Source organism: Citrobacter sp. Cm046 (genome assembly GCF_030333065.1).
Taxonomy (GTDB): Bacteria; Pseudomonadota; Gammaproteobacteria; order Enterobacterales; family Enterobacteriaceae; genus Citrobacter; species Citrobacter murliniae.
In genome coordinates, this window is record NZ_JAOWGP010000042.1 from 301,421 (window position 1) to 326,544 (window position 25,124).

The 25,124-nt window shown below is 51.1% G+C and carries 23 protein-coding genes and 5 pseudogenes; 11 read left to right on the forward strand and 17 right to left on the reverse strand.

Translation table 11 applies throughout. The features are described from left to right. Positions 1-8: 8 nt before the first annotated feature. Positions 9-1,048: pseudogene (locus OGX98_RS15685) on the reverse strand (phage portal protein). Beyond that, positions 1,048-2,802 (reverse strand): annotated as a pseudogene (locus OGX98_RS15690) (terminase ATPase subunit family protein). The pseudogenes OGX98_RS15685 and OGX98_RS15690 overlap by 1 nt, the downstream one beginning before the upstream one ends. 142 nt (positions 2,803-2,944) lie before the next feature. Here OGX98_RS15690 and OGX98_RS24095 point away from each other — a divergent pair. Next, a pseudogene (locus OGX98_RS24095) lies at positions 2,945-3,307 on the forward strand (GPO family capsid scaffolding protein); the annotation flags it as partial. Between the two features lie 147 nt (positions 3,308-3,454). Continuing rightward, a pseudogene (locus OGX98_RS15695) lies at positions 3,455-4,528 on the forward strand (phage late control D family protein); the annotation flags it as partial. Here the strand turns inward: OGX98_RS15695 and dcd are convergent. The 4 genes from dcd to OGX98_RS15715 all read right to left on the reverse strand — a co-directional run bounded on the left by dcd (position 4,459) and on the right by OGX98_RS15715 (position 8,084). Continuing rightward, the gene (gene dcd, locus OGX98_RS15700; RefSeq protein WP_286595517.1) at positions 4,459-5,019 is read right to left on the reverse strand and encodes a dCTP deaminase; all 561 of its coding nucleotides are present in this window, start codon (positions 5,017-5,019) and stop codon (positions 4,459-4,461) included. The pseudogene OGX98_RS15695 and the gene dcd overlap by 70 nt on opposite strands. Further along, a complete protein-coding gene (locus OGX98_RS15705) occupies positions 5,006-5,737 on the reverse strand; it encodes a hypothetical protein (protein ID WP_286595520.1) in 732 nt (243 codons plus the stop codon). Before OGX98_RS15705 ends, dcd begins: the two co-directional genes overlap by 14 nt. Then, positions 5,730-7,583: an NUDIX hydrolase gene (locus tag OGX98_RS15710; protein WP_286595521.1), complete on the reverse strand. Its 1,854-nt coding sequence runs from the start codon at positions 7,581-7,583 to the stop codon at positions 5,730-5,732. The genes OGX98_RS15705 and OGX98_RS15710 overlap by 8 nt, the downstream gene beginning before the upstream one ends. Before the next feature lie 63 nt (positions 7,584-7,646). Further along, entirely contained in the window at positions 7,647-8,084 is a 438-nt protein-coding gene (locus OGX98_RS15715) for an Lrp/AsnC family transcriptional regulator (RefSeq protein WP_286595522.1), read from the reverse strand. A 190-nt stretch (positions 8,085-8,274) separates the two neighbouring features. Between OGX98_RS15715 and OGX98_RS15720 the strand changes: the two are divergent. Then, positions 8,275-8,646: pseudogene (locus OGX98_RS15720) on the forward strand (DUF2000 domain-containing protein). A gap of 30 nt (positions 8,647-8,676) precedes the next feature. Here OGX98_RS15720 and OGX98_RS15725 read toward each other — a convergent pair. Further along, positions 8,677-8,913, reverse strand: coding sequence for a hypothetical protein (locus tag OGX98_RS15725; protein WP_286595523.1), 237 nt, complete (start codon positions 8,911-8,913; stop codon positions 8,677-8,679). A 473-nt stretch (positions 8,914-9,386) separates the two neighbouring features. Here OGX98_RS15725 and OGX98_RS15730 point away from each other — a divergent pair, with 473 nt between their 5' ends. Further along, positions 9,387-9,923, forward strand: coding sequence for a dihydrofolate reductase family protein (locus OGX98_RS15730; protein ID WP_286595524.1), 537 nt, complete (start codon positions 9,387-9,389; stop codon positions 9,921-9,923). Between the two features lie 13 nt (positions 9,924-9,936). On the opposite strand, the gene OGX98_RS15735 is transcribed toward OGX98_RS15730, so the two are convergent. Together OGX98_RS15735 and OGX98_RS15740 are read right to left on the reverse strand one after the other, a co-directional pair. Further along, entirely contained in the window at positions 9,937-10,128 is a 192-nt protein-coding gene (locus OGX98_RS15735) for a hypothetical protein (protein WP_286595542.1), read from the reverse strand. 147 nt (positions 10,129-10,275) lie between these two features. Next, positions 10,276-11,955, reverse strand: a complete 1,680-nt coding sequence (locus tag OGX98_RS15740) for an SgrR family transcriptional regulator (protein WP_256066354.1) — start codon at positions 11,953-11,955, stop codon at positions 10,276-10,278. Positions 11,956-12,177: 222 nt separating this feature from the next. Between OGX98_RS15740 and ptsG the strand changes: the two genes are divergently transcribed. From ptsG to hxlA, 4 genes are read left to right on the forward strand one after another with little or no spacing between them, the layout of a single operon-like run. After that, entirely contained in the window at positions 12,178-13,704 is a 1,527-nt protein-coding gene (ptsG, locus tag OGX98_RS15745) for a glucose-specific PTS transporter subunit IIBC (RefSeq protein ID WP_286595525.1), read from the forward strand. After that, positions 13,701-14,543, forward strand: a complete 843-nt coding sequence (locus OGX98_RS15750) for a glucose-6-phosphate isomerase family protein (protein ID WP_286595526.1) — start codon at positions 13,701-13,703, stop codon at positions 14,541-14,543. The genes ptsG and OGX98_RS15750 overlap by 4 nt, the downstream gene beginning before the upstream one ends. After that, the gene (gene hxlB, locus OGX98_RS15755) at positions 14,543-15,106 is read left to right on the forward strand and encodes a 6-phospho-3-hexuloisomerase (protein ID WP_286595541.1); all 564 of its coding nucleotides are present in this window, start codon (positions 14,543-14,545) and stop codon (positions 15,104-15,106) included. Before OGX98_RS15750 ends, hxlB begins: the two co-directional genes overlap by 1 nt. 24 nt (positions 15,107-15,130) lie before the next feature. Further along, positions 15,131-15,766, forward strand: a complete 636-nt coding sequence (hxlA, locus tag OGX98_RS15760; protein WP_286595527.1) for a 3-hexulose-6-phosphate synthase — start codon at positions 15,131-15,133, stop codon at positions 15,764-15,766. A 71-nt stretch (positions 15,767-15,837) separates the two neighbouring features. Here the strand turns inward: hxlA and OGX98_RS15765 are convergent, their stop codons facing one another. The 6 genes from OGX98_RS15765 to OGX98_RS15790 form a co-directional block, all read right to left on the reverse strand. Further along, a complete protein-coding gene (locus OGX98_RS15765; RefSeq protein WP_286595528.1) occupies positions 15,838-17,040 on the reverse strand; it encodes a protein NO VEIN domain-containing protein in 1,203 nt (400 codons plus the stop codon). A gap of 294 nt (positions 17,041-17,334) precedes the next feature. Beyond that, the gene (locus OGX98_RS15770) at positions 17,335-18,348 is read right to left on the reverse strand and encodes a Gfo/Idh/MocA family protein (RefSeq protein WP_286595529.1); all 1,014 of its coding nucleotides are present in this window, start codon (positions 18,346-18,348) and stop codon (positions 17,335-17,337) included. Positions 18,349-18,358: 10 nt separating this feature from the next. Next, positions 18,359-19,339: a PTS glucitol/sorbitol transporter subunit IIB gene (gene srlE, locus OGX98_RS15775; protein ID WP_286595530.1), complete on the reverse strand. Its 981-nt coding sequence runs from the start codon at positions 19,337-19,339 to the stop codon at positions 18,359-18,361. Further along, positions 19,336-19,710, reverse strand: a complete 375-nt coding sequence (locus OGX98_RS15780; protein WP_088144763.1) for a PTS glucitol/sorbitol transporter subunit IIA — start codon at positions 19,708-19,710, stop codon at positions 19,336-19,338. Before OGX98_RS15780 ends, srlE begins: the two co-directional genes overlap by 4 nt. Further along, positions 19,707-20,228, reverse strand: coding sequence for a PTS glucitol/sorbitol transporter subunit IIC (gene srlA / locus OGX98_RS15785; protein ID WP_286595531.1), 522 nt, complete (start codon positions 20,226-20,228; stop codon positions 19,707-19,709). The genes OGX98_RS15780 and srlA overlap by 4 nt, the downstream gene beginning before the upstream one ends. Before the next feature lie 112 nt (positions 20,229-20,340). Further along, complete coding sequence (locus tag OGX98_RS15790; protein ID WP_286595532.1) at positions 20,341-20,616, reverse strand: helix-turn-helix domain-containing protein; 276 nt, start codon at positions 20,614-20,616, stop codon at positions 20,341-20,343. A 103-nt stretch (positions 20,617-20,719) separates the two neighbouring features. Here OGX98_RS15790 and OGX98_RS15795 point away from each other — a divergent pair, with 103 nt between their 5' ends. From OGX98_RS15795 to OGX98_RS15805, 3 genes are all read left to right on the forward strand, one after another. After that, positions 20,720-20,950 (forward strand): helix-turn-helix domain-containing protein, encoded by a 231-nt coding sequence (locus tag OGX98_RS15795; protein ID WP_286595534.1) that lies wholly within the window; start codon positions 20,720-20,722, stop codon positions 20,948-20,950. An 82-nt stretch (positions 20,951-21,032) separates the two neighbouring features. Next, a complete protein-coding gene (locus OGX98_RS15800) occupies positions 21,033-21,257 on the forward strand; it encodes a helix-turn-helix domain-containing protein (protein WP_275155774.1) in 225 nt (74 codons plus the stop codon). A gap of 135 nt (positions 21,258-21,392) precedes the next feature. Beyond that, positions 21,393-22,313, forward strand: a complete 921-nt coding sequence (locus OGX98_RS15805; RefSeq protein WP_286595536.1) for a DUF6236 family protein — start codon at positions 21,393-21,395, stop codon at positions 22,311-22,313. 583 nt (positions 22,314-22,896) lie between these two features. Here OGX98_RS15805 and OGX98_RS15810 read toward each other — a convergent pair. Both OGX98_RS15810 and OGX98_RS15815 read right to left on the reverse strand, forming a co-directional pair. Next, positions 22,897-24,966, reverse strand: a complete 2,070-nt coding sequence (locus tag OGX98_RS15810) for a DUF927 domain-containing protein (RefSeq protein WP_286595537.1) — start codon at positions 24,964-24,966, stop codon at positions 22,897-22,899. Positions 24,967-25,001: 35 nt separating this feature from the next. Then, on the reverse strand, positions 25,002-25,124 hold a 123-nt coding region (locus tag OGX98_RS15815), incomplete at its 5' end, for an AlpA family phage regulatory protein (protein WP_286595012.1).

The following is a 25,124-nucleotide window of genomic DNA, read 5'->3' on the forward strand; positions in this document are numbered from 1 at the left end:
GTTCGGAATTATTCTTCTGCAAGAATATAGGGCGTAAATTTAACCACTTCTTCGCCCAGCCAGTCGTTCAGCTCTTGTAGCCTTTTTGCAAGGGCATTAATTCATTGCGTACAAATACGCGACTGGCTTTCTCAACATCCCCAAAGCCACCGACATTACTTGGCATAATTCCCATCATCTGCGGCGGCACTCGATGTGCCGCCATCATGTCATCGCGGCTCACGTTCTTGATATTCAGAAACTCATCCTTTGCCGCCACCTTTTACAGTGGGATGATCTGAATGCTATCCTTTTTGCCGTTGGGTGAGTACATAAACAGGTTGCGGAAGTTACCCGGACCTTTGGCGCTTTTCATGGCCTGGCGGATGTTGTTCACGACCTTCTGGTTCTGCGCGACGTCGGTCATGTACATGATGAACCCCGCATGGCTGCCGTTGATGTAGTACTTCCGGCGGAACAGCGTGGCGGACTCGTTCAGCAGGGCCGAAGGGATGGCAGACAGGTATTCCGGCAGGCCGTAAATCTCCTGGTTTAAATCCGGCTCCATCAGGTGAAAAATGCTACCTTTGGTGAACTCATACGGTTGTGTTGTCATGCCATACTGCACAAACCAGTAAGTATCGAGGTCCACGCCGCGCCAGGTGTATTTCGCCAGTGATGGCTCCAGCGACAGAATGCCACCGAGACGGTTTGTTCGTTTCTCAAGATAGGCGTTGCCAAACACCAGATAATCCTGCACAAAGCGGCTGAAAGCCTGCTGACTTAGCAGCGGATGCGGGATAAACGTACTGGTCAGAATGTTGCGCTTCACCGCAATCGGGGAGCTGTGATGCACGGCAGCGCGGTAGGTGCGCGCCAGTCCGTCAAAGCTGACGGGCGGCTCATACCAGCGGTCCATCTGTACGCATTCCACATAGTCCAGCAACTCTCGGCGGTCCAGCACCGGGATAGGATCGCCAAAGCTGAAAGCCTCGGCAGTTACGCCTGCGTTTTTAGGCGCCGTATCTTCTGTTGGCATTGTGCTGGTTAAGGCTTCGAGTTCACTCATCAAAAAATCTCCACAATATTGCTGGTATTGGCGGATTCGCCCTGCAGCGGTTCGTTAAACAGTGCGTGCATCGTTGCCCAGGCCAAATCTGCGTGGCTGGCTTCTTCGCTGCGGCTGGCTTCGTAGGTAGGGCGGTTGTGGCGCGGCGGATAGCAATAAAGGACTGCGCAATGTCGGTGTGTCCGGCGTCAAACTCCAGACGGCGGTGGCTGATAATGTCGTACGCCTTGAGCACCAGGGCGTTTTTGACGTTGCGGTTGTAGACAAACTCCCGCACGGCAGGAAAGAACGCTTTTACGTTCTCATAAACACCGTGCCCGACGCCGGTCGAGTCGATGCCGATATAGGTCACGTTGTACTGCTGCGTCAGCTTTTTGATAGCGTCCGCCTGGGCGCGAAAGTCCATCCCGCGCCACTGATGACGCTCCAGAATGCGGAACTTCCCGCCCGGTACAGTTGGTGGTGCCATAACCACGCAGCCTGCGCTGTCACCGTTCTGCGTACCTTTCGCCGGGTCGTAACCGATCCAGACTTCTCGCCAGCCAAACGGGCGCAGCGCCAGCGCCTGAAAATCGGTCCAGACTTCCCAGCTGTCCACCATGCACGCCTGCAGCTCGCTGAGCGGGAATACTGTCGCCAGATCGTCAATAAATTCGCAAATCAGCAGGTTCTGGTATTCGTCCGGGCTGTACTCCATGCGCAGCTGGTCGATATCGAACAGGTTACACCCGCCGCGCACCGCGTCTTCCACGGTGACGATCTGCCGGTACTGCCCATCCGGGCAAAGCAGGCTGGGGGCCAGACTGGCGTGAGTCAGGTCAATGTCCACCTTGTCCGCTTTGGCTCGGCCCCGGTTGAACAGCGCACCGGACCAGAAGGGGTATGCACTGTGGGTCAGGCTGGACGGCGTGGAAAAGTAGGTCTGGCGCCATTTCTTGTGAATGGCCATCCCGGAGGCCACCTTGCGCAGCTCCTGAAATTTCGGTATCCAGAAATATTCATCCAGGTACAAATTGCCGTGGTAGCTCTGCGCCGTGCGGGCGTTGGTGCCGGGGAAGTACAGGCACGCCCCGTTGCTTAGCGTCATCGGGTCGCCTTTCTGTTCCACATCGACCTCTTTGGCAAAGTCGATGATGTACTGCTTAAAGACGTGCGCCTGCGCCTTACTGGCGGAGAGGAAAATCTGGTTGCGCCCGGTGGTGATGGCGTCAATCAGCGCTTCGCGGGCAAAAAAGAAGGTCGCGCCAATCTGGCGTGATTTGAGCAGGTTGCGGATACGGTGGCGGTTGCCTGTCTCCCACCAGTGGCGCCGGTAGGCAAACATCGAATCGTGGAAAACCTCCTGCAGTTTCTCGATCTGCTCGTCGGTAAACAGGTTCTTTTCCGGCTGCCTGCGTGGGCCTTTGTTGCGGTTCGCCATGTTGGGGTTAAGGCCGGCCTCGTTCCCGCCGTCGTTAAATTTGCTGATCCGGGCGTGGCGCTCTGCCTGGCGCGCCAGCAGGTCAATTTCCTTGAAGTCTTTCCCTTCTTTCTGCTCCTTCATGATGAGCTGGCAGTAGCGTGCGGCGGTGGTGAGCTGCATCTGATCAAGCGGCCCAATAGTCGCCCCACTTGTCGCGTTTTTTCCAGCTGTGAACGGTTGCAACTTTTTCGCCCAGCATTTCAGTAATGCGGGCTACGCGGTATCCCTGAAAGTACAGCAGCATGGCCTGCCGACGGGGATCGAGGTCTGCGGGGGTCAGTGTCGTGTTCATGGCCCAAACATACGGCCTTGGGTGGCGGCTTTCCCCGGCTGCGGTTTGTGTGGTTTACCGTACAAATACAGCGCGTTGTCTCACTCCCCTCATCACCGCAAACATAAGGCTCCAGTAAGTTATTTCTAACGGAGCACGGCTCATGACAGTGAAAGCAAAGCGTTTCCGTATAGGGGGGGAGGGTGCCACCACTGACGGGCGCGAGATCCAGCGTGAATGGCTGGTACAGATGGCTGCCAGCTACAACCCGACGGTCTATACCGCGCTGATTAACCTTGAGCACATCAAGTCTTATCTGCCGGAGAGCACTTTTAACCGCTATGGCAGGGTGACGGCGCTGGTTGCAGAAGAAATCCAGGACGGTCCACTGGCGGGCAAGATGGCGCTTTATGCCGATATCGAACCCACTGACGCCCTGGTGGCCCTGGTGAAAAAGGGCCAGAAGCTTTTCACCTCCATGGAGGTCAGCACGAAGTTTGCCGACACCGGCAAAGCCTACCTTGTGGGGCTGGGTGCGACAGACGATCCTGCGAGCCTTGGCACCGAAATGCTGGCTTTCAGCGCTAGCGCCGAACATAACCCGCTGGCAAACCGTAAGCAGAACCCTGAAAACCTGTTTTCGGAAGCGGTTGAAACGCTGATCGAACTGGAAGAAGCCCAGGACGTGACGACCGTGCTGGATACCCGCCTGATGAGTCTGACGCTGACGGATAACCGGGGCTTTGAAGCGGACCAGCTTGATCTGGAACTGGACGACGCGGACGGCCTGATTGTGCTGCCGCGCTGTGGGGCGGTGATAACGGTAGCGCTGGGATGGAAAGGGCAGCCGCTGTTTCCAAAGGGCGGCTATACCGTGGATGAAATTGAGCACAGTGGTGCGCCTGACCGTCTGACCATCCGTGCCCGCAGCGCTGACTTCCGGGAAACCCTGAATACCCGGCGTGAAAAGTCATGGCACCAGACAACCGTGGGGGAAGTCGTTAAGGAGATAGTCGGGCGCCACAACCTGAAAATGGCGCTGGGTAAATACCTGACAGACAAAGCCGTCGATCACATCGACCAGACAAACGAGAGTGACGCCAGTTTCCTGATGCGGCTGGCGCGCCAGTATGGCGCCATTGCGTCCGTGAAAGATGGCAATCTGCTGTTTCTCCGTCAGGGCCAGGGCAAAACAGCCAGCGGCAAGGCGCTGCCGGTTGTCACGATTACCCGCAAAGACGGTGACAGCCATCGGTTTACTCTGGCAGACCGTGGGGCTTACACCGGCGTGATCGCCAGCTGGCTGCATACGCGTGAGCCAAAAAAGAAGGAGGCTGTGGCGGTGAAGCGTAAGCGGAAACGGAAAAAGAAAGCCACGACAGTAAAAGAACCGGAAGCCAAACAGGGTGATTATCTGATGGGAACGGATGAGAATGTTTTGGTTCTCAGCCGGACCTATGCCAACCGCAGCAATGCGGAGCGGGCCGCAAAAATGCAATGGGAGCGCCTGCAGCGCGGGGTGGCCTCGTTCTCTATGCAGCTGGCAGAAGGACGCGCCGATCTCTATACAGAAATGCCGGTAAAGGTTCAGGGGTTCAAAAAGCAGATTGATGAGGCCGCATGGACCATTACCACGCTGACCCATATTCTAAACAGCCCTACTTATGACTCCAAAAACTATCTAGCAGGCTTCAAAGCGAAATTAGCAGGCATCGCTTCCTTCTTCTCTGAATATATTCCATTATAAGTCTTAGTAGCTGGTGTGACATGATCATGAAATCTTAAATGACAAAATTTGACACCCGGATATATTTTTATTGAGTTGCAAGAGCTATTAATTATTTCAAAAGTAATTGATGAGGGTTCATTTTCACCAAAAGATGCCGCAACATGACATGAGCTAAAATTAACTCCAAGACCTATACGAGCATAGCAAGATAGTTGGTAAAGTTCGGCACAAACTGTATGATCTAATGAAATCATTTCGACTGATGATGCTAATATAAACTCCCCGGGATGAATTATTAACCCATTGTCGTTCAAGTCAATCTCATCAAAAAATGCTGAAGTATCTGTGTGTTTAGTATCTATGAATGACTCAGTTTTTTTCATCCGGAAGACTTTTTGATTAATTCTAAGCAGATAACTAGATGGCCTCATACACTCATCAGAATAGTTAGCAATAAATATAGAACCAGAATTTATCTTTGTAATAATATCAACATTAGAATAGATCATATTTAAGCTCCGTGTAGTTATCTTTACTTCCAAACCCATAATGCTGTTTATTGTATGAGAAATCAGAAAATAGTTCTGGAGGGATAATTAATGACGTCAACATCTCCCTTCCTAAAATATCTAAAGCTTCAGAGTCCAATAAATAGTTACCTGAAACACTTACAGACTTCTTCCTAATATTTTCAATGCTCCATTCGGTTATTTTTGTAGGGGCGTCAAACCCCACATGATATGTGGGTGCGCCTTCCTTTATGAAGAGAATGAGATCGGCATCGACTATTGACGCTACGCTGGCGGCAAGGCTATCAGTGGAGAGAATGTTAGGATTTGGTCTAATAAAATAGCATGCATGCTCATCTTTATTAAAATCCATTAAATTTTCCAAATCGACCTCTGATGGACAAACGTTCACCTCATTTTCAACTAAATTGTTGATAATAATTTTATGTAGAGTACTTACAATATCGCAACCGATAGCAGATGTAATCTTGTCATTCTTGTTGAGAACTTTAGATAAGTTGGTATACATAAATGCACCAACACCACCTGAAACTATATAAAATGTGCATTCCGGATTGGATTTTAAAACATTAGAAATCCCTAAATAAAAATCAGGCTCTATATGAAAGTTTCTATAACTCCACCAAGACACATCTTGTGCTTGATGCTTATCTCTTATCCGCCCACCACCTGGTAGCCTTATGATGATTTTATTCATGGATATACCCCAATCGTTTAAATATCAAATAAGCACCTTCAGTCAAATTATCTTTCATGCTCTCAATTTCACTTAAAGAAATCCATTCAAGATATTCGATTTCTGTTCTGTCAAATTTCAAACTTTCAATATCAATAGACTCTCTTGATAAATAAATATACCAGTCATGTAGCGCCAAACCATGTCTACACCGATCTTCTACGCCACATTCTTTTTTTAGATATTCATAATTACAAAAATCTATACCTAACTCTTCCTTAACTTCCCTAACAATAGCAACATTAGGGCTCTCACCATTTTCTAGATGGCCAGCTACAATACTAAATCTTTTATTATACGCTGAATCAGATTTTTTTATTAGTAGAATCTTATCTTCGCTAATGAAGATTGCAGCTACTGTAATGTGATACTGATTTTTGTATTCATTAGAACCTATATATATTCCTGCGGTATTGCTACTATCATAGTGAGCTGAAAAAGATTCAACGCTATCTTTTACTGTTTTATTTAAGGGGATCTTAGAACAATCTCTAGAATAACAAATGGATTCAATAATTGAATCTATCCATTTAGATGACTGAGCGTCACCAATGCTAGTCGTTAATTTATTCTTGTTGGCTAGTAATTCTTCAGGTAAAACCTTTTGTTCCAACAACCAAAGACTTAATTCAGATAGGGCTTTATTTTTAAAATAAACAAGTTCACTTTCGTCCAAACTGAGTCTTTGTACTTTTTCATTTAATGATGTGTAAGACTTGATTGATTGCATTACCTCATCGAATAATGACGATGATGTAACCTCAACGCCAAACCTATATAGATTATTTGCATAGGTTAAATTTCCAGGCTGAATTTGCATAAATTTTTTGTTTTTAAGAATCTTTATCTTTACGCCAGGATAAAAATCCCTGAAAATATTAACATTTACATCAAATCCCTCTGAGGTCGATAATTCAACGAGACTACTGATCGAACTAATTATTTTCATGACACGCCTAATGACATCTAATTTCTCATCGACCTCTCCGTCAGAGTTGAGAATAAATTGACCTACAGGCGTGGCAAAGAAAGGATTTCTGTACTCCGTGAACATATTCGAAATTGCTGAATCCGTTTTAACAAAAGGGCTACATATAAAAAATGAAATGCTTTTAATGTTTTTATTATTATTCCTCAGCAAATTGATTATGTCAAAGGACACTTGGGATGTCGTACTAAAAACAATCATTTCATCGTTTTCGGTAGTCTGTAGCGCTCTATAAAAATTCTCGTCAGAGTGTTTCTTAAGATCATCTGCAACTTGATAAGTTGCATCATCAATATTTGATAAGTCATCATTAACGTTATAATTCAAATTGCTTAATGAACTAGACAATAGAGCAGACCTATACAAATCATATTGTGCTGCTTTATATGATATATTTCTAAAATCAGAGACGGTTAGATTTGGTTGTATTTTGAATGGATTTTTCTCACCTTGCATAGCTAAAAGTAATGCAGCGCACTCAATAGGTGACGATATCTCGATGAAATGTCTAGTTAAACCTACTTTATTGAAATATTGTTTAGCTGCAGTATTCAATTGAATAGATAAATATTGAAAGTCTTTCTTCTCGTTATAAGCTTTAAAAGAAGCAATAATCTTTCTGTTAAAGATAGCGCGAGAAGCAAAATAAACCAGGTAATCCAGGTGATTAGGACATGCCCAAAGATAAGCCATTGCCGCAATGGCTACTGCCACTTTTGCATTTACAAAATCTCCTTCGCTTAGTTTCATGTACAAGAACAACATCACAAGAATGAATATTACTGTTTGGATAATAAGTCTATTTCTGTTGCTCAACACACTATATTCCTTGATGAGAGAATTATAATAATCAATTTTTCATAATAAAGGCTAAATCGCAACTTACTTTATCTCCTTCAACACCAATATACCATGCATTTCTTTAATCATGGGCAATCTGCGAATCACCGACATCGCGAAATCCACATACGCCCCCATATCTGCGGCAACCACTTGTAATAAGAAATCCGCATCGCCACCGATGCTGTAGCAGGAAACCACATTATCTAGCGCCATGACTTCTTGTTCGAATTTGCGCGCTTCGGCTTCGCTCTGGCTATCAATGGTGACGCGCACAAATATCATTACATTAAGGCCAATCTTTTTTCGATTAATCACGGCGCGATTACCTTGGATCACATCGTCCTCTTCCAGTTTGCGGACTTTGCGGCAGGTCGGCGATGCGAAGAGGCCAATTTCATCGGCTAGATGTTGATTGGATATGCGCTCGTCCTGCTGCAATTGCTGGAGGATTTTAATATCTCTCTTGCTTAAGCTCATTAGAGGAAGATCCTTTCATTTATTGGCGATTATTTAGTGGTTTATCCCTAAAAAGTGCGTTTTGCAATACATTACGCAAGCACCTTTCTCGCGCCCTGGCGCATACTGTTTACACCTTAACCGCTTAATTGAGAAGTCAATTGAATTCGCCGCAAATACGTATCGCTGCACTATCGTGATCGATTAACAGTTGCCCGCCGGGTTAGCAATGGATGCTGCAAATGTTATCGGCATAAATTTTGGAAAGTTGATGGGGGATATAGTCGGAGCGGATCAATGGCGCGCGGATGGAGTGAATTATCCCGGCGTGATTGTTGCGCCGCTGCCGATGTTATTGGCATAAGGCAATTATCTGCGCGAGTTGCAGCAGGTGAGCAGCGCGGATAGCGAGATTTTCGCCATGCCTTTTAGCGCGTTAGCACAATCATGCAAAACATACGCGGAATATGGCGAACGCATCGCCAGCACGTCGAGCGAGCATATTGAGTAGGTGGCGATGGGTTTGGTTGGGCCGAAGAAGAAGATCAACAAGTTGACCGGGAATTCGAAGTTGTATCGTTGAGGGTTGTTGCGATATCGTGTGCAATGCGCGTTATTTATCATTTTCATCATCTTTCATATAAGTTTCGGTCATTAACAACTCCGGTAACATGGCGAGTGCTTTTAAGGTATTGGGTCTTACTGGGATTAATTTACTGTAAATATGGCTTGGGTTGCCTTCCAGCATGCGGGACATCGAGAAGCTTTCCTCGCCTTCTATAAGCTCAAGCTCCATACACGGCCTGCGGTCAAAAACGTCCGGTTCTCTGGCCATGATTAACTTAAACATCGCAATCTCCTGAATTTAATCACTAAAGTCAGTGTGTTTTTATCATATTGCTTCATTCTGTATGAAAGTAACATAGATAGTCCATGCATGTTTGTCTCTCATCATTCACAAATTCCTGAATGTTTTTTTAATAAAATCTTCAAACCTGATAGGTTGAAATAATCAAATTTCACGAAGTACATCTGCCTCTAATGTGGTTACGGTACGACCATGTGGGCGATGTCTTTCCATTCCTGAAAACTCCCGACTCACCATCTATATGATAACGGTCAGCTTCGCTGCTTGAATAATCTGCCGTTTCAAATCAACCGTGATGGATGAGCTGCAGTATGAAGTCTCTTGTCATCCAGTTAAGCAAATGTCTGCTCTTCGCTCACAGCAGACCTTCAGCTTAGGTAACTTGCTCGCTTCGTGCCTGGAGCGGACATTGCTAAAATCAACGAGATATATGCAACCTGAATACGGAGCTCTTGATGGTCACCACACATGTTTTCATCGCGGTCAGTCTTGATGGTTATATCGCCCGACAAGATGGTGATATCGACTGGCTGTTGAAGCGCGATGACCCGACAGAAGACCATGGCTATGCCGCATTCATCGCGGACAAAGATTGGATTATTATGGGGCGAGGCAGCTATGAGAAGGTGCTGACTTTTGACGAATGGCCTTATGATCGGCCTGTGCTGGTGCTTTCCCGGCAGCTAACCGATACCCCCGTGCCCGAGGCGCTGAAGGGTAAAGTGCAGTTTTCATGCCGCACGCCAAGAGAGGCTCTTGCTGATCTGATGGAGAAGAATGTGCACCGGGTCTATATCGATGGTGGGCAGTTAATACAGTCATTCCTGCGCGAAGGTCTGGTCGCCGATATCGTTATCACTACCGTTCCTGTCCTGCTTGGTTCGGGAAAACCGCTATTCGGAGTATTACCCCATGATATCGATTTGACGCTATTATCCATCCGCAGCTTCCCTTCTGGTCTGGTGCAGTCGCACTATCGGCTGACGTCATAAGCTGAATCTAAGCTCAGTGGTGACCTCCGCAAAAGCGAGAAAATGCCCCAGTTGCCAGCGGTACTGTTTCACTCCTACGATCTTGCTTCAGTTCACTGAAAAGCAGAGCATCAGAAAACGGGTCTACAAAACCCGGGATCTGGCTCATGCAGATATCTTCGCTGACATTGACGTGTTCAGCAATCGGAGCTGACGGTAAAGTCATCTTGGGGCGTCAGTATAGTGGCTTTTGAACAGTCTCAGTCGTGAGGGCTGAATTTGCCTATCGTTCCCCTAACCCAAATCCCGCACTTCTCTCCCTTACCCTTAAAGGCCTTTAAAGGCCCTTTAGCGAGCTTTTGCGGGCGTAGCATTATTCGAGCCAAAGTTGGCTAAAATCCGGCCATCCCAGTGTATTTAAATCCCGCCAGGTAAATGACTTCTCGGTCGCAAATTCCATCCAGTGATGCAGCAAAGGAATGACATATCGCTGGTGGGTAATCTCATGGAAAAAGGCGGCAATCGTAGCGAACGCCTGTGCATCGTCGCTGTTCAGAATCGTCGGTAACAGCGCGTTCAGGTTTTGTCGCTGGGCTTCAGGCAAGCGTGTAAACAGCGCGGTGGAAGCCAGCCATTCCAGAAATGCCGGAACCGAAAGGGTATCGAGCATAAAGTTGCTGAGCCAGATATCCGCAGGGGGGCGCGGCTGGCTGTTAAAGCTGTCAAATGCGTCGATCCGTATCTCGGCGCGAATATGCCTGCGTTCAAGCAGGATGCGAATCGCTCCGGCAAGCTCCACCAGTTCCGGCTGCTGAAAGGTGCTGATGATAACCGGCTGACGCAGGTTAAACGGCGCGGTGATCCCGCCGAAATCCACCGGGCGGTGATTCCACTGCGGCAGCATGCCCTGAGCAACGGAGAGGATGCGTGCGTATTCGTCAGGAAGCTGCGTCTGGCTGAGGAGTTCGACAGGTTGCAGCAGGTAATTGATAAACCGTCTTCCGGCCTCATCTGCAAAGGCCCCGTCACCGTCGAGCAGTACAAAGCAGCAGCCCTGCTCCAGACTACGCTCGTTGAGCGGGCGGTCATCCTGCGCCTCCTCACCCCGCAGCAGGGGAATAAAGCTCATGCTGATATGCTCCGGTGCCCAGGTAAAAATGGTTATCTCATCCAGTCCGGGCCGCGCCTGGTGCCAGTGTTGATTGCGCCGCAAAACCATAAAGTTGTCGCTGTGCTCCTGCAGGTGGAAAGCACCGGTACAGCGCATGTGTCCGTGCTGGTAATCAAACAGCATCGTCGGCTGAGTGGCGAGCAGGCAGTCGAGACGCCTGACCGGATGATGCGTTTCAATCACCAGATGCCAGGGGGCGTCAGCGGTGATGCTTTTGATTGGGCTGAAAAGCGGCGCGAACTGCGGGCTCTGGCTGGCGGCGAGCAGGCAGCGCTGAACGGTGCTGGCATCCAGTTCGCTGCCATCGGCAAAGCGGGCGGTGGATTTCAGCCAGAACTCCCAGCGGGTAAAGTCGTCGTTGTGGGTCCAGTAGTGGGCGATATCGGGAACGATCCTGCCCTGAACGGCGTCATAGCGCGTTAGCCCGCTCAGGCACTGGCGCAGGAGATGGCGTTCGGTCCGCCGTAGGGGAACGAGCGGATTAAGCGGATCCAGATTGCGATAGTAGGGGATGCGTACCCGCGTTTCGCTGCTTTTATCCTGTACCCCAAAGCGCCACAGGCTCAGGCGATCCAGCAGATACTTGTCGTTGCCGATAAACCGCAACACGTTGCCGTAATCCTGCTTCTCCAGCAGCTTATGGACGTTCTGGCTGAACAGTTTTTCCGGTGAGGTTAACAGGTGGAGCCGTGAGCGCTTGCCGCGCCCGCGCTGGGGCTGCCAGTCGAGCCATTTTTCCTGATGCATCTTTTTCAGCGCAATACGGCAGTTACGCACTGAACAGCCGAAGATTGCGGCGATCTCCTGCATCTGTAATTCGTGCGTCTGGCCTGCGCCGTAGCGGGCGTGCAGCCTGCGAAAATGCGCCTCGAAGATACTCATATGATGGCCTCCCACCGAACGCGATTTCCTCTTTTATCCCTTTCTGACGGTTTCCGGCGTGATTGCCCTCATAAATTTTCCGGTTTTAAGCGAAAACCGGAAATAACTTTCGTCTTTGATTGCTGTTTTTTTAATCACATCCGATTCGGATACTGAAGGTGTTCGGAGCAGAACCTGCTGTTGTGCGAATCCCTGTCATAAAGACGCGCTCAGGAGATCGAGATGAAAAGATTCAACCTTCTGCAAATGTTACAAAGCATCGGGCGATCGTTAATGATCCCCATTGCCATGCTGCCTGCCGCCGGTATTTTGCTGGCCTTCGGCGTCAGCTTTCAGGATCCCAATATTGTCGCCAGCCTGCCGTTTCTCGGCGCAGACTGGCTGGTTCACGTGCTGAAGCTAATGGCGGAAGCGGGCAGTGCGATTTTTGCTAACCTGCCGCTGCTGTTTGCGGTCGGCGTGGCGGTGGGACTCAGTGACGATCAGGGCATTGCCGGGCTGTCGGCGATCGCCGGGTTTTTGATTATGAACGTCACCATCGGCCAGTTTCTTGGGATCACGCCCGAGTCGGTGGCGCAGGTGCGTGACTACACTATGGTGCTGGGCATCCCTTCGCTCCAGACCGGCGTGTTTGGCGGCATCATTATCGGGATTATCGCCGCCTGGCTGTATAAACGCTATTACCGCATCCAGCTTCCTTCGTGGCTGGAGTTCTTCTCCGGCAAGCGATTTGTGCCGATAGTGACCTCCTTCGCCGCGCTGTTCGTCGGGCTGCTGATGGCGGTGGTCTGGCCGCCGGTCCAGCATCTGATTAACGGTCTGTCGAATACCATGACGGTGCAGGGGCCGGGCGTGTCCGCCTTCCTGTTCGGTTTTGTCGAGCGGCTGCTGATCCCGTTTGGTCTTAACCATGTCTGGTGGCCGACGTTCTGGCTGCAGTTTGGCGAGTACGTGAACAAAGCCGGGCAGGTGGTGCATGGCGACCAGCTCATCTTCTTTGCCCAGTTGAAAGACCAGGTGCCGATTACCGCCGGAACCTTTATGGCCGGGCTGACGCCCATCAAGATGTTCTGCATTCCGGCGATTGCGCTGGCGATCTACCGCTGTGCCAGCCCGGAAAACAAAGCGCGGGTGAAGGGCATTATGCTCTCTGGCGCGATCACTTCCATCGTCTGCGGCATCACCGAGCCGATTGAGTTCTCCTTCCTGTTTGTTGCGCCCGTGCTGTATGGCATTCACGCAGTACTGGCGGGACTGGTGTTCCTGCTGATGGAGTGGTTCAGCGTGCACATCGGGCTCTCTTTCTCCGGCGGGCTTATCGACTATCTGTTCTTTGGCGTCCTGCCGCGCGCGCCTCACTGGTACATGGTGTTCCCGGTCGGGCTGGTGATGGGAGCGCTGTACTACGTCCTGTTTACCTTTGCCATTCGCCGCTGGAATTTGCTGACGCCGGGGCGTGAAGTCGAAGAAAGCGCGGTGACTCAGGAAAACGAACAGAACGATCTGGTGAGCGGCATCATTCTGGCCTATGGCGGGCTCGGGAATATGACCAGCATCGAAGCCTGCATGTCGCGTCTGCGCATTGACGTGACGGATAAGTCGCTGGTGGACAAAGCGCTGCTGAAACAGCTTGGCGCGGCGGGCGTCGTCGAGGTCGGGAACAACATTCAGAGCGTCTTTGGCATGAAATCCGATCGGCTGAAAGAGGCGATCCGCGCAGCTAACGCGTATACACAGGAGGCAAAATGAAACAGCTACACCACAGCGGCTTGCCGCTGTATCTCGATGACGACGGCGTAATGGCGCTGAAACCGCCGCTGAACTATCTCGGTTTTGGTCGCAAAAGCGCCGGGCAGATGGCGGTGGTTTTACCGGAATTCACCGAAGTGCAGCGTGATGAACCGGCTTACGATGTTTATCGCGGGCTCAGCTTTGCGGAGGATCAGGAACGGCTTGCTGCCGACCAGTACCAGTATGACATCACCATCATCATGCCAGGAACGATCGGCAAGGAGCGCAAGAAAACCAGCGGTCATTATCACGGCTATAACGATACGCGGCGCAACACCCATCCGGAAGTGTATGAAGTGATTAAGGGCACGGCGGCGTATATCCTGCAAAAGTCGCCGGATTTTGCCGTTGAGCCAAAAGATCTGCGGGTGGACGATCTTATCGTGGCCGTCGTGAAGGAGGGGCAGAGCATTATCGTGCCGCCGAATTACGGCCACTGCTCCATCAATATCGGCGACGGGCCGCTGGTGTTCAGCAACCTGGCGTATAAACCCTGTGCGGTTCACTACGACACGGTGCAGTTTTACCACGGTATGGCCTGCTACATCGTGGAAGAGAACGGGCAACTCTGCGTGCGCAAGAATCATTACTACCCGCATATTCCGCGCATCAAATTCGCGACCGTCAAAGAGAACTCGCATCTTGGCATCACCTTCGATACGCCGCTTTTCCAGCGCTATCGCGCCGCGCCGGAACGTTTCCATTTTCTGGGGCATGTCGATAACTATGTCCGGGAAATCATGGGGATGCTCCAGTATGAGGATGATTTATTCCCACTCTGTCAGGAGGACGCATGATGGAAACGCAATCTGTTGCAGGCGTTGCCTGTAGCGACCTGCATAAGGCGATGGCGCGGATTGATGGCGCTGCGCTGGTGCGTCTGGAGCAAGCCATTGCTGAAGCGAACACGGTGTTTGTTTTTGGCGCAGGGCGTTCGCTGTTAATGCTGAAAGCTTTTGCGATGCGCCTGATGCATATCGGCCTGAAGGTGCATGTGGTTGGCGATGTGGTCACGCCTGCGCTGCAAAAAGGCGACCTGCTGCTGCTGGCCAGCGCATCGGGCGAAACGGCTTCGCTGGTGAATGTGGCTACGAAAGCGAAGCAACTGGGTGGCACAGTGGCCCTGCTGACCATTTTCCCCGAGTCCACGCTGGGGAATCTGGCGGAGGTGGTGGTCAGGATCCCGGCCTATACCGACAAACTGCCGGATGGACCCGATAACGTGAAAGGTATTCTGCCCGGCGGCAGCCTGTTTGAAGAGGCGGTCATGGTGCTGGGCGATGCCATGATTGTGAATCTGGCGCAGTCGACGGGATATCACTTAACCAAAGGCTTTGCGCTGCACGCCAACCTCGAGTAAGTCATTCGACACAAGGAAACCAACATGAAATTACAGCTTGCCCTGGACGAGTTAACCCTGCCTGAAGCGTTGGCATTTATTGATAAGGTGGTTGACGACGTTGATATTATTGAAGTGGGTACACCTTTTCTTATTCGGGAAGGCGTGAATGCAATTAAAGCCATTAAAGAGAAATACCCGCATAAGGAAGTGCTGGCGGATGCGAAAATTATGGATGGCGGCCATTTTGAGTCGCAGCTGCTTTTCGACGCCGGGGCAGACTATGTCACGGTGTTAGGTGTGACCGACGTGCTGACGATCCAGTCATGCATCCGCGCGGCGAAAGAGGCCGGAAAGCAGGTGGTGGTGGATATGATCTGCGTCGACGATCTGCCCGCGCGGGTCCGCCTGCTGGAAGAGGCGGGCGCGGATATGCTGGCTGTACACACAGGCACCGACCAGCAGGCAGCAGGGCGCAAACCGATTGATGATTTGATAACGATGCTGAAGGCGCGCCGGAAAGCCCGGATTGCCGTGGCAGGCGGTATCAGCAGCCAGACGGTGAAGGACTATGCGCTGTTAGGCCCAGATGTGGTGATTGTAGGATCGGCGATCACGCATGCGGTGGATCCAGCTGTTGAGGCAAGGAAGATTTCACAGGTGTTGTTGCAGCATCATTGAGATGAAGGCGCAGGTGACTCTGCGCCTGATTTCACACTTTTAAAGTTATGAGCCGGAGGTTGTCGAAACTATTAAGCAGGTTCTTCCAGATCGAACCTAACAACGTAAGCACAAGGGGACATTTCACTATTAGTGTAAAGATCTTGAGCATGTTTTACATATAGATTGCATGGCTCTCCATCTTTCCCATACTGTACAAGATAAAAATAATAGTTTTTACTGTGGTTACTTAAATTAGAAACGGTGAGTTCATTTCCTGACAGGAAAAAACGGAATGCTCCCTCTTTTCCATCCCGGCCAATTGATTTAACTTCGATGTATCGCTCATCACCTGGGGCATTAAAAGAAAGAAAGTCGTAACCATAAGTTGGACGATTACGGCGATCATCTATTTCCTCAGCTAGTTTTGAATAGCCGAGACCGATTAGGCGGTTTTTTTCCCAGTTTAATGCATATTCTTCGCTTTTTTTGCCTATTAAATCACGATTTTCCGTTATTTCTTCGAAATTGACTTCGGGATGGTTTCTTTTTTGTGGTTTTTTAACTATAACAGCAGGAGCGCTGCTAAGATCCTTACGTATGAACTGGGCATAAAGGAAGGACATATATTTTGGATTGCTCCAGTTTCGGGTGATTTTATGCTCTAGTTTTTTCTTGAATAACAAATGTTGATATTTACTAATAAACTGTTGCTCTTTTATACCCATTTCCATAGCAATATCTTTAAGATGATCTTTGCTGCAAATGTTTATAAAGTGTTCTGGGAAGTAAAGGCTCAATATTTTAGCCTTAAACATTTGGGATAGGGGGTTCTCGTCAATCGCTCTAAAATCTAATTCTTTCCCTGACTGTATTAGGTCTAGTAAAGCGTCTTTAACATTAGCGAAAACTTCTTTATTAGTACTATCATCATCGCCAAATTTCTGAGTAAAACGATAGCGGACGGTTGGATCTGATTTTGATTTTCCATAATAAATACCAAATTTGAGCGCCGTCGCACCTTGCATATTTGCCCATGTTCTGGTTTTTACTTCAACACAAGCACAAAATGAAGCTGTACCTTTGCCGATGACATAGTCATCAAGCGTCATTTTTTTTAGGCGATTAAGGGGGTAAAGTTGCAGAAATTGGCCGCGTGCACTTAGGGCATTATCTTCTTTGGCTGTATCGTAATCTTTTTCAAAAATACGAAAAATATCATTAAAATTTGTAGGGAGGGACATAATAGCTCTTCTTAAAATGGTTTTTAAAGGGACATTATGAAACTCCAGCATTATAATTTGCTTGGGACTTTTTTGAAATACCTGTTGACTATTATTGGCGCAATAAAGATAGATGAGAGGTTTAGCATGATACTATTGGGAGGAAGGTGAAAAAGGTCATAGCCATAAAATACCTCTATTCACCTTAATGACTAAAAAACATACAATCGTGTGTGGGGTTTTGTTGCGGCAGGATGGAAAACATTAATATATCTGAGGGCCAAAGCCTGACGAGTGAATAGACCAGTGAGTAGAATTAGCAAAATCATATGGAACTGGCACAGGGAGCTGCCCTGCGCCGTTTGTTTAAACATCTTCAGATTTCCCGCTCTCCAGACTGCGGTACACCGCCTCGCAAATCCGGCTTACCGCCAGCCCGTCTTCGGTGGTGACCGGGTACGGCGCTTTATGCCTGACCGCCCGCACAAAATCATTGATGGGGTCGATCCCGAAACCGCTGGCGACACCGTTGCGGTAGTTGATGAAATAGCTGTTGGGCGTGAGGGTTTTATCCGGGGTGGTGATTTCCAGCCCACGGTGCTGTGAGGAACTGCGGATATACGCTGTCCTGCAGAGGATCTCAATGCGCCCGTCGTTGTCCTTCGGGAACCCCTCTGGCAGCACCCACGAATTTTCCACCACCCACGAACTGCCGTCGACCATCGTCAGCAGGCTTTGCACGCTGTCAAAGGTGTCGAGACCGCATTCGACCATCAGCCGCTTCTGCCCGATGGCGTACACCGACACCACTTCCTGGCCGGAGAGGTGGCGTACCAGGTCAAAGCAGTGTGAGCCGAGAAACCACACCGGGGAGCTTGCGCCTGCCCAGTCCAGCCACTCCGTCGGCACATTGATGACATCATCCATGCTGATATGGCCGCGCAGGATCCGCCCGGCTTCCGGCTTATCCAGTTCAGCTTTGATGCGCATCACCGCCGGGTCCCAGCGCTTGTGGAAATCGACGCCGACCAGCAGGTCCCGCTGCAGCGCCGTCTCCACGATAAGCTCACACTCGCGTACCGAGGTGGCGAGCGGCTTTTCCGCCAGCACATGTTTGCCGTGGCGCAGGGCGGTGAGGATGGATTCAGTGTGGTACGGGTCTGGTGTCGCCACCGAAACCACATCGATGGCTTCCTCCTGCAGCAGGACATCCAGCCGGGTGTAGCCCATAATGCCGTATGACATGGCAAGGTCGTCGCAGCGTTCTGTGTCGGTGTCGCAGATAGCGACCAGCACCGTGTCCGGGTTATGGCGGTACGCGTTCATATGGTGTTTGCCGTAGATACCTGCGCCGACCACGGCGGCTCTGATTTTGTTCATTAGCGAGTCCTCAGAATAAGCCCAGGGAAAACAGCCAGCCGACTATTACCGCAAGCGGTCCGGTCAGTTGTCTCGACAGCAGAAAGGCGGGTACACCTTTTGCGATGGTCTCCGGCTTTGCCTCCTGCATCGCAAGGCCGACCGGCACGAAGTCGCAGCCGACCTGCACATTGATCGCAAACAGGGCGGGCAGGGCGAAGGCCGGGGATATCGCGCCCGCGCCAATCTGCGTACCAATCATCACGCCAATCACCTGCGAGATGGCTGCCCCCGGCCCGAGCACCGGGGAGAGGAACGGAATGCCGCAGATGAGCGAGAGCAGCACCAGCCCCCCCAGCGAGTTCGCCAGCGGCGTCAGGGCGTGGGCAATCAGGCTGCCTAGCGCGGTCTCCTGCACCAGCGCAATCAGCAGCGAGACAAAGGCCATAAACGGAATGACGTTGCGCAGGGAGACATCCACCGCCTCACGGCTGGCGGCGAACAGCAGGGCGATAACATGGCCGACGGCGGTGCCGGTCTGCTCGACCATGTGCACCAGTTTCTCCGTGCCGCGCGGCGGTGGCGGCGTGGTGATAACCCGTGGTGCAGCGACAGGTACGGACTCCGGTTCGCCGTCCGGTGCTTCGGCGGTATCTACCAGAACCAGCTGCTCCATCGTCACGCCGGAGACGTAGTTCTCCTCGCTAATAAACTGCGCCAGCGGCCCGGCGCGCCAGGTGGGGAGCACGTTGATGGTCGGGATGCCCTTCTGCGGATACAGGCCGCAGCGCAGGGACCCTGCACAGTTAATCACCACGCACAGGATGTCGTTATCTGGCGGAATGTCTGAGAAGCCGTTGACGATTTCCGATTCGGTGAGCGCGCCGATTTCTATCGCCACCGGATGGATCTCGCGTCCGGTGAGCGACAGTACCTTTTTGCCGCTGCCAACGGGCAGCCACAGCCCCTTACCGTAACCGCCGGGACCGGGAGGAATGAGCACCGTGTTCATGGCCGCCCCTCCGCAATCATCAGTTCTCCGTGCAGGGCCGGGAGCAATGGCACCGGGCCGGACAGATGGACCACGCCGGGATGGAAGGCATTCAGGCTGCCGTCAAATTTCATCGTCAGATGGCCGAGTTCAAACAGCGACTGCTGTGCTTCTCTGCCCACAGCCGTAATGAGGTAGCTGTATCCGGCCAGTAACAAGGTATCTCCCGGCAGAATGAACAGATTTTCTTCCCGCATGGTCGGTTCCAGTGACAGGGAGTAGTCCAGACAGTCCTTCGGCCCGTTGCTGTCGAAGGTGATGAGCATTTTGTCGGTGAGACCGTCGGCGACAAACAGGCCGATGGCGACAATACGCGCGCAGTAGGTCATCATGGTTCGTTCCCCCGTTTGCTGAGGCGCAGGAACAGGTACTCGGTGATAATCCCGCGTATCAGGCCAATCAGCATGGCGGCAGCGATATAACGCAGCGCCAGCGAGGTGACGGGCAGGCCGAGTGCCTTAACCCCGGCGGCGACGCCGAGCCAGACAAACAACTCCGACGGCACTACGTGGGGAAACAGGCTGGTGAGCGGATGGGCGGTGGTGCCGAGTGCATCCTCATAGCCGGGCTTGCTCTTCTCCGGCAAAAGTTTACCGAGCGTCAGCGCGCCGGGGCTGCTCATAAAGAACCAGCCGAGCACCGGTAGCACGCCGTAGGTGAGGATGCGTGAGCGGCCGAGCAGGGCGGCGACTTTCTCCATTCTGACGGTCCCGACCAGCTTCATCAGGAAGTTGATGGCCAGCAGCAGGCAGATGAGCATCGGGATTAGCCCCGTCATCATGTCGAGGAAGATTTTGCCTGCGGCCTGGAACAGGTGGATAAAGCCTTCAGCCAGGGAGACCAGAAACATGGCGGCCTCCCATACTCAGTGCGATGGTGCATGATTGTGGTTCGGTGTGCATAAACAACTCTCCTGTCTGGTGTCGTTGGTTAATGCGTCCTGCCACTCACAGCGCGGGTCGTTATGTCCCGGAGTTGTCGGTTGTTGTCATGGGGTGAAGCGGTTTTTTGGGTTGGCGTTTATTTTCAGCATTGAGGTAACGGCCGGGCCAGATTTCTGACGGATGCACGTCGAGCGCGATGGCAATCAGCCACTCGCCTTTCGGCCACGGGCGCGTCAGGGTATTCGACAGCGTTGATGACGCCAGTCCCGCTTCCCGCGAGAGTTTTGCCAGACTGGTGCCGCGCTTGTGCAGCGCGGCGATGATGTCGGCGGGGTGCCAGTCTTTTTTAGTCATTCCGTTTACCTTCTTGTGTTACAAAGCTGATTAAATATCCCATTTTGGGATATTTTTGTAAATGGCTGATATTCGATTTTGGGATATTAATCGGGTTTTATGAATGTCATCTATTTATTCTGATGAATATCAGTTAGTTATAAAATTACTGCGCTCTGCAAGGATTGAACAGAGGATTACCCAAACTCAACTTGCGGAATCGCTGGGAAAACCTCAGTCATTCGTTGCAAAGGTGGAGAATGGAGAACGTCGTTTGGATGTGATTGAATTTGCAACTATTGCCCGCCTGCTTTCTCTGGATCCCGCAGAAATACTGAACGCAGTTATGAAGTGATTTGCTTGGGTTATTATCCTGTTTTGGGATAACAGCAAGGCCGCCGGATAGTCAGTCTTTACATAGACTTGAGGCTACCGGGATGACTTCTATCTACTCAAATGACTACCAGATGGTGATTAAGGCCCTCCGGGATGCGCGGATCGCCTGTGGCATCACTCAGCAAGAGGTTGCCAGTGCTTTCGGAAGGCCGCAGTCATTTATCGCAAAGGTAGAGAGTGGAGAAAGGCGACTGGATGTTGTCGAGTTTGTACGTTTTTGTCGCGCAGTGAATGTTGATCCTGCAAGGATTCTGGATATGTTGTGAAATCAATGGCCACTGTTGCAGGGTTCTTGCAAGTGTCCTTATAGGTACGATGCTCAAGTAAGAGCGATCAACAGCACCTAGGAATAGTGGTTGTTATTTTAAATGAAGTTTTTTCTTTAAATAAAGTGGTGCATTATGATGAATAGAAAAATAATAGCGTTGCCAAGTTATGCTCCTGCAACATCTAATTTAAAAGATATAGCTTTTAACCCGATAGAAATTAGACACCTTCTTTTTTACTTTGATGAAATTATTTATCCGTCATGGAATATGGCGGGACCTTCATATAATGAAGACTCAGAAATCACATTGCTAACAGAACAAGGGATTATTGAAAGGATAGAAATAAATACTCCTATTCAAGATTATTCGTTAATGGGTAAAGGTGAGAATTACCCACTTAATCTTTTAAATCATCTGGTTTTTAGAACTGAGTGTGGTATGTTGGGAGATTATGATCTATATGATGGCATTAATGAACTGTTTCATGAACGATTAAATTTATTATCTAGCGATGATATTTTATTTTTATCTTCAAACTGCTTAAAAATGTCTAAACTAGATATCGGTGATGATCTCGGATTAAATGCTAAGTTGATAGGACTTCTCCCTGTCCCTTCATTGGAAGTGAATATTAATGATATTATTGAATTCAAGGATAAATATAGAAAAGAATATATAAGATTGCATAATTCAATTGATAGTGCGGCTCAGGATATTTTATCTCGCAATACAATATCGAGTATGAAACTAAAAATTGAAGAAATTACCGATAATGTTAATGAGGTGGTTTCTTTATCTAAGGGTGGTTTTTTTGGGAGGCTAAGAGTTAATTTTACTTTGAAATTTCCAATCCAAACTCTTGAGGATTTATTCGATTTGTCTAAGTCTGCTTTAGATATCAATGGAAGTAATGGTATTGGTGGTTTTTTGAGTCATTTAGTTGGTAGTTCTATTGGTATGAATGTTGAGCGGAATAGTATTCCCAAAAATCTAGAGAAATATATGTATGTTTCACATATGAAGGATTATTTTGGTTTGTTAAATGAAAAGTAAAATTACTTTTGAATAGTTAAGACGATTTTATTGAGAGGGTTATTATTTTAGCCGCCTCCACCTCACTACACCACGTCTCCTTCATAATCCGCATCCGCTCAGCTTTCTCATGCTTCTCGGTCATCGCCAGCGCCAGATAGAGCGCGGGCGGCACCACCCGAAACAGTGCCGCTACGCACGTAGTTTGAGTTAGTACTGCTTTTACATGAACTTATGAAAATACATAGCCGACTTTGTTTGAAAACTGAACATATTTTAGCCCTTTGAGGGCAAGCCCATTCCCCTTATTCTCCCTTCCTTTCGGCCTTTGTCTTGCAGTCCCTTTTCGCCATTTGCATTCCTTCTGTTTTTGAGGTGGTACAGGTGGGACAAGTGGTACAACCGCGCCAGCCGTGGCTTTGCGCTGTACCACCTGAAAAATACCAGCCTGAAAAGTGGGACAGATTCAGCAACGGCTGTCCCACCCTGTACCACTTTTTTTAAACCAGATTATCTAAAGTGGGACGCTGTAACCCGCGCCAGCTCTGCGTGTACCACTTGTCCCACCCTGTACCACCTTTTTTTAAGACACGCGAGACTGCACTCAGATACTGAGGATGCGGGAGGTGAGCCGGTAGACCCTGGCCTTGCCGATCTCCGGCAGGCGAACCTGCGACTGGTATTTCCCGTCGCTGCCGGGCAGCAGGCATTCCGCTTCCAGACATAATCTGGCCGCTCTGGCGGGACTGAATCCCCGGCACATTTCCCGCCAGCCCTCAGGCAGGATGTGAAACAGTGTGTGCTCTTCACCCGTCAGCGGATCTTTTTCCACCCGGCGAAAGCCCACCATATTCAGCGGGCGGTCCGGGCCATCCCACGAGGCAAAACGGCTGTACTGGTGCGCGGTAATGAACCGCTTGATCTGCGCCAGCACGCCTTCATCTTCCTGGTTGGCAATATGGCCGCGTTCGTTCAGCCAGGCGAGCAGGCAGATCTGCACCGCCTCATACGCCGTACCTTCCTGCCAGCCCGTGATGCCGTGCAGCGTCGCTATCTCTCCGGCCACCGCCAGCAGCGCAAAGCGGGCCACGATGCGCTGCACCTGGTTTCCGGCGTTGTCCGGCATCAGGGCGGTCTGGTAGCGGCGAAGTAACTCTCTCGCCAGCGTGGTGCTGGCGTCCAGGTCGTGGGTGAGGAAGGCCAGCCAGGCACGAAAGGCAGTGCCGTGGAAGCGGGCGACCCGGTCGCAGAGGGCATCGGCGAACTGCTGGCCGCTGGCAAAGCCGTGTAGCTGCTCAAACGCGCCATGATGCCCGGTGTCGCTGGGGATTTGTACCATGCGCACGTCCATTCCGGCGTAGAGGCGCTCCCCGGCGCGTTCGGTATGTTCCGCCAGCGACAGCTCCCCGGTGGAGAACAGCAGCAGCGTCCAGTGCCTGCGGTTACGCACTTCGCCGTCAGTACGGGCGCGGCCCTTGCCCTGGCCGTTCGCCAGCATATAGGCAATCATCCCGGCTTCACGCGGGTCCACTTCGCGCAGTTCATCAAGCGGCAGCAGGGCATCGTTGTGGCGGCTGGCAATGCCCTCCAGCGCATTGCCGGTGGCCCGCCAGGAGTGCCAGTAATCCGTCCCGCCACAAACAGAAGCGGCCACCTTCATCACCGTGGTTTTGCCGTCGGTAGACTCACCGCGCAGATGAAAGCCGCCGCCGCCCGTTCCGGTCAGGCGCAGCAGCGGGGCGGCCAGCGCACAGCAGACGGCAAAGACCAGCCGTGAGTTACCTGCACAGAGCGCGGCGACCTGCTCCTGCCATTCAGCCAGCGTACCGGACTGTGCAAAGCCGCCGGTCAGGTAGTGGCTGCCCTGAAGGATGACATTGTCGCCACCGGGACCGATAACCTCATCCGGGAGCACGTATACCCCGTTGTGCCAGCCGGTTTTCTCCACGCAGGTGACCCGGCGTCCGGGGAGTGACCGTGAGATGTACTCGCACAGCAGGCTGCGCAGGGCAGGGCGAGTGGCGATGTAGGTCAGGCCGTTCTCCAGCAGAATGCGCCGCAGCTCCTCGCCGTTGCCGCTGAGCATCGCCATCGGCATAGCCCAGCGCCGCAATTGTCCGGTGGTGGTGTGCCATTCCAGCAGGCGGCCATAACTGCCGTCATGAGTGTCGCAGGTGATGGCGGTGACCCGCAGAGGGGAACAGATGCGCTGGGGCTGGACGTCGCTTTCCCCGTCCCGGCGTTCGGTGAGCTTATCAAACCACAGCGCCTCTTCATCGAGGCGGAAGTGCTCCGGCAGGATGTCGGAGGGCCTTTCCTGTCGCAGGCGTTCAAGCTGTCCGGTCCAGTTCTCCAGCAACTCACCGTCAGGGGTCATCAGCCGGCCCATCTGCACATCCGCGTGTGCCAGTTTTACGGCGATTTTTAGCAGCTCCTCTTCGCAGATATCGCCAGTGCGGAGTACCCGGACGTAGAGCGTGTCGGGCCTGATTATGGTCAGGTTGTCCAGATCGGCCAGTTCATCCGGGCCGAGTACCACCGGGGGAACATCATCTTCCCGGTCGGGATCTTTTCGCCAGGCGCGTGAGGTCTCCCATGCCAGGCTTCCGGCCAGGATCACCACTTCGAGCGTGCGGTCGGGAGACTGCTTATTGAGGAAGGGGGCGCGTTTCATGATGGGGTATCAGTCGGCTCATCCCTGAGCGTGGATTAACGAATGGCGGCGCGGCGCTGTTGCCACTGACGGATTTCAGCGGCATCGAAAACCACCAGTCGGGAAGAGAGGTGGACGGGGCGGGGAAAGTCGGTGTCTTTAATCAGGCGGTAAACCGA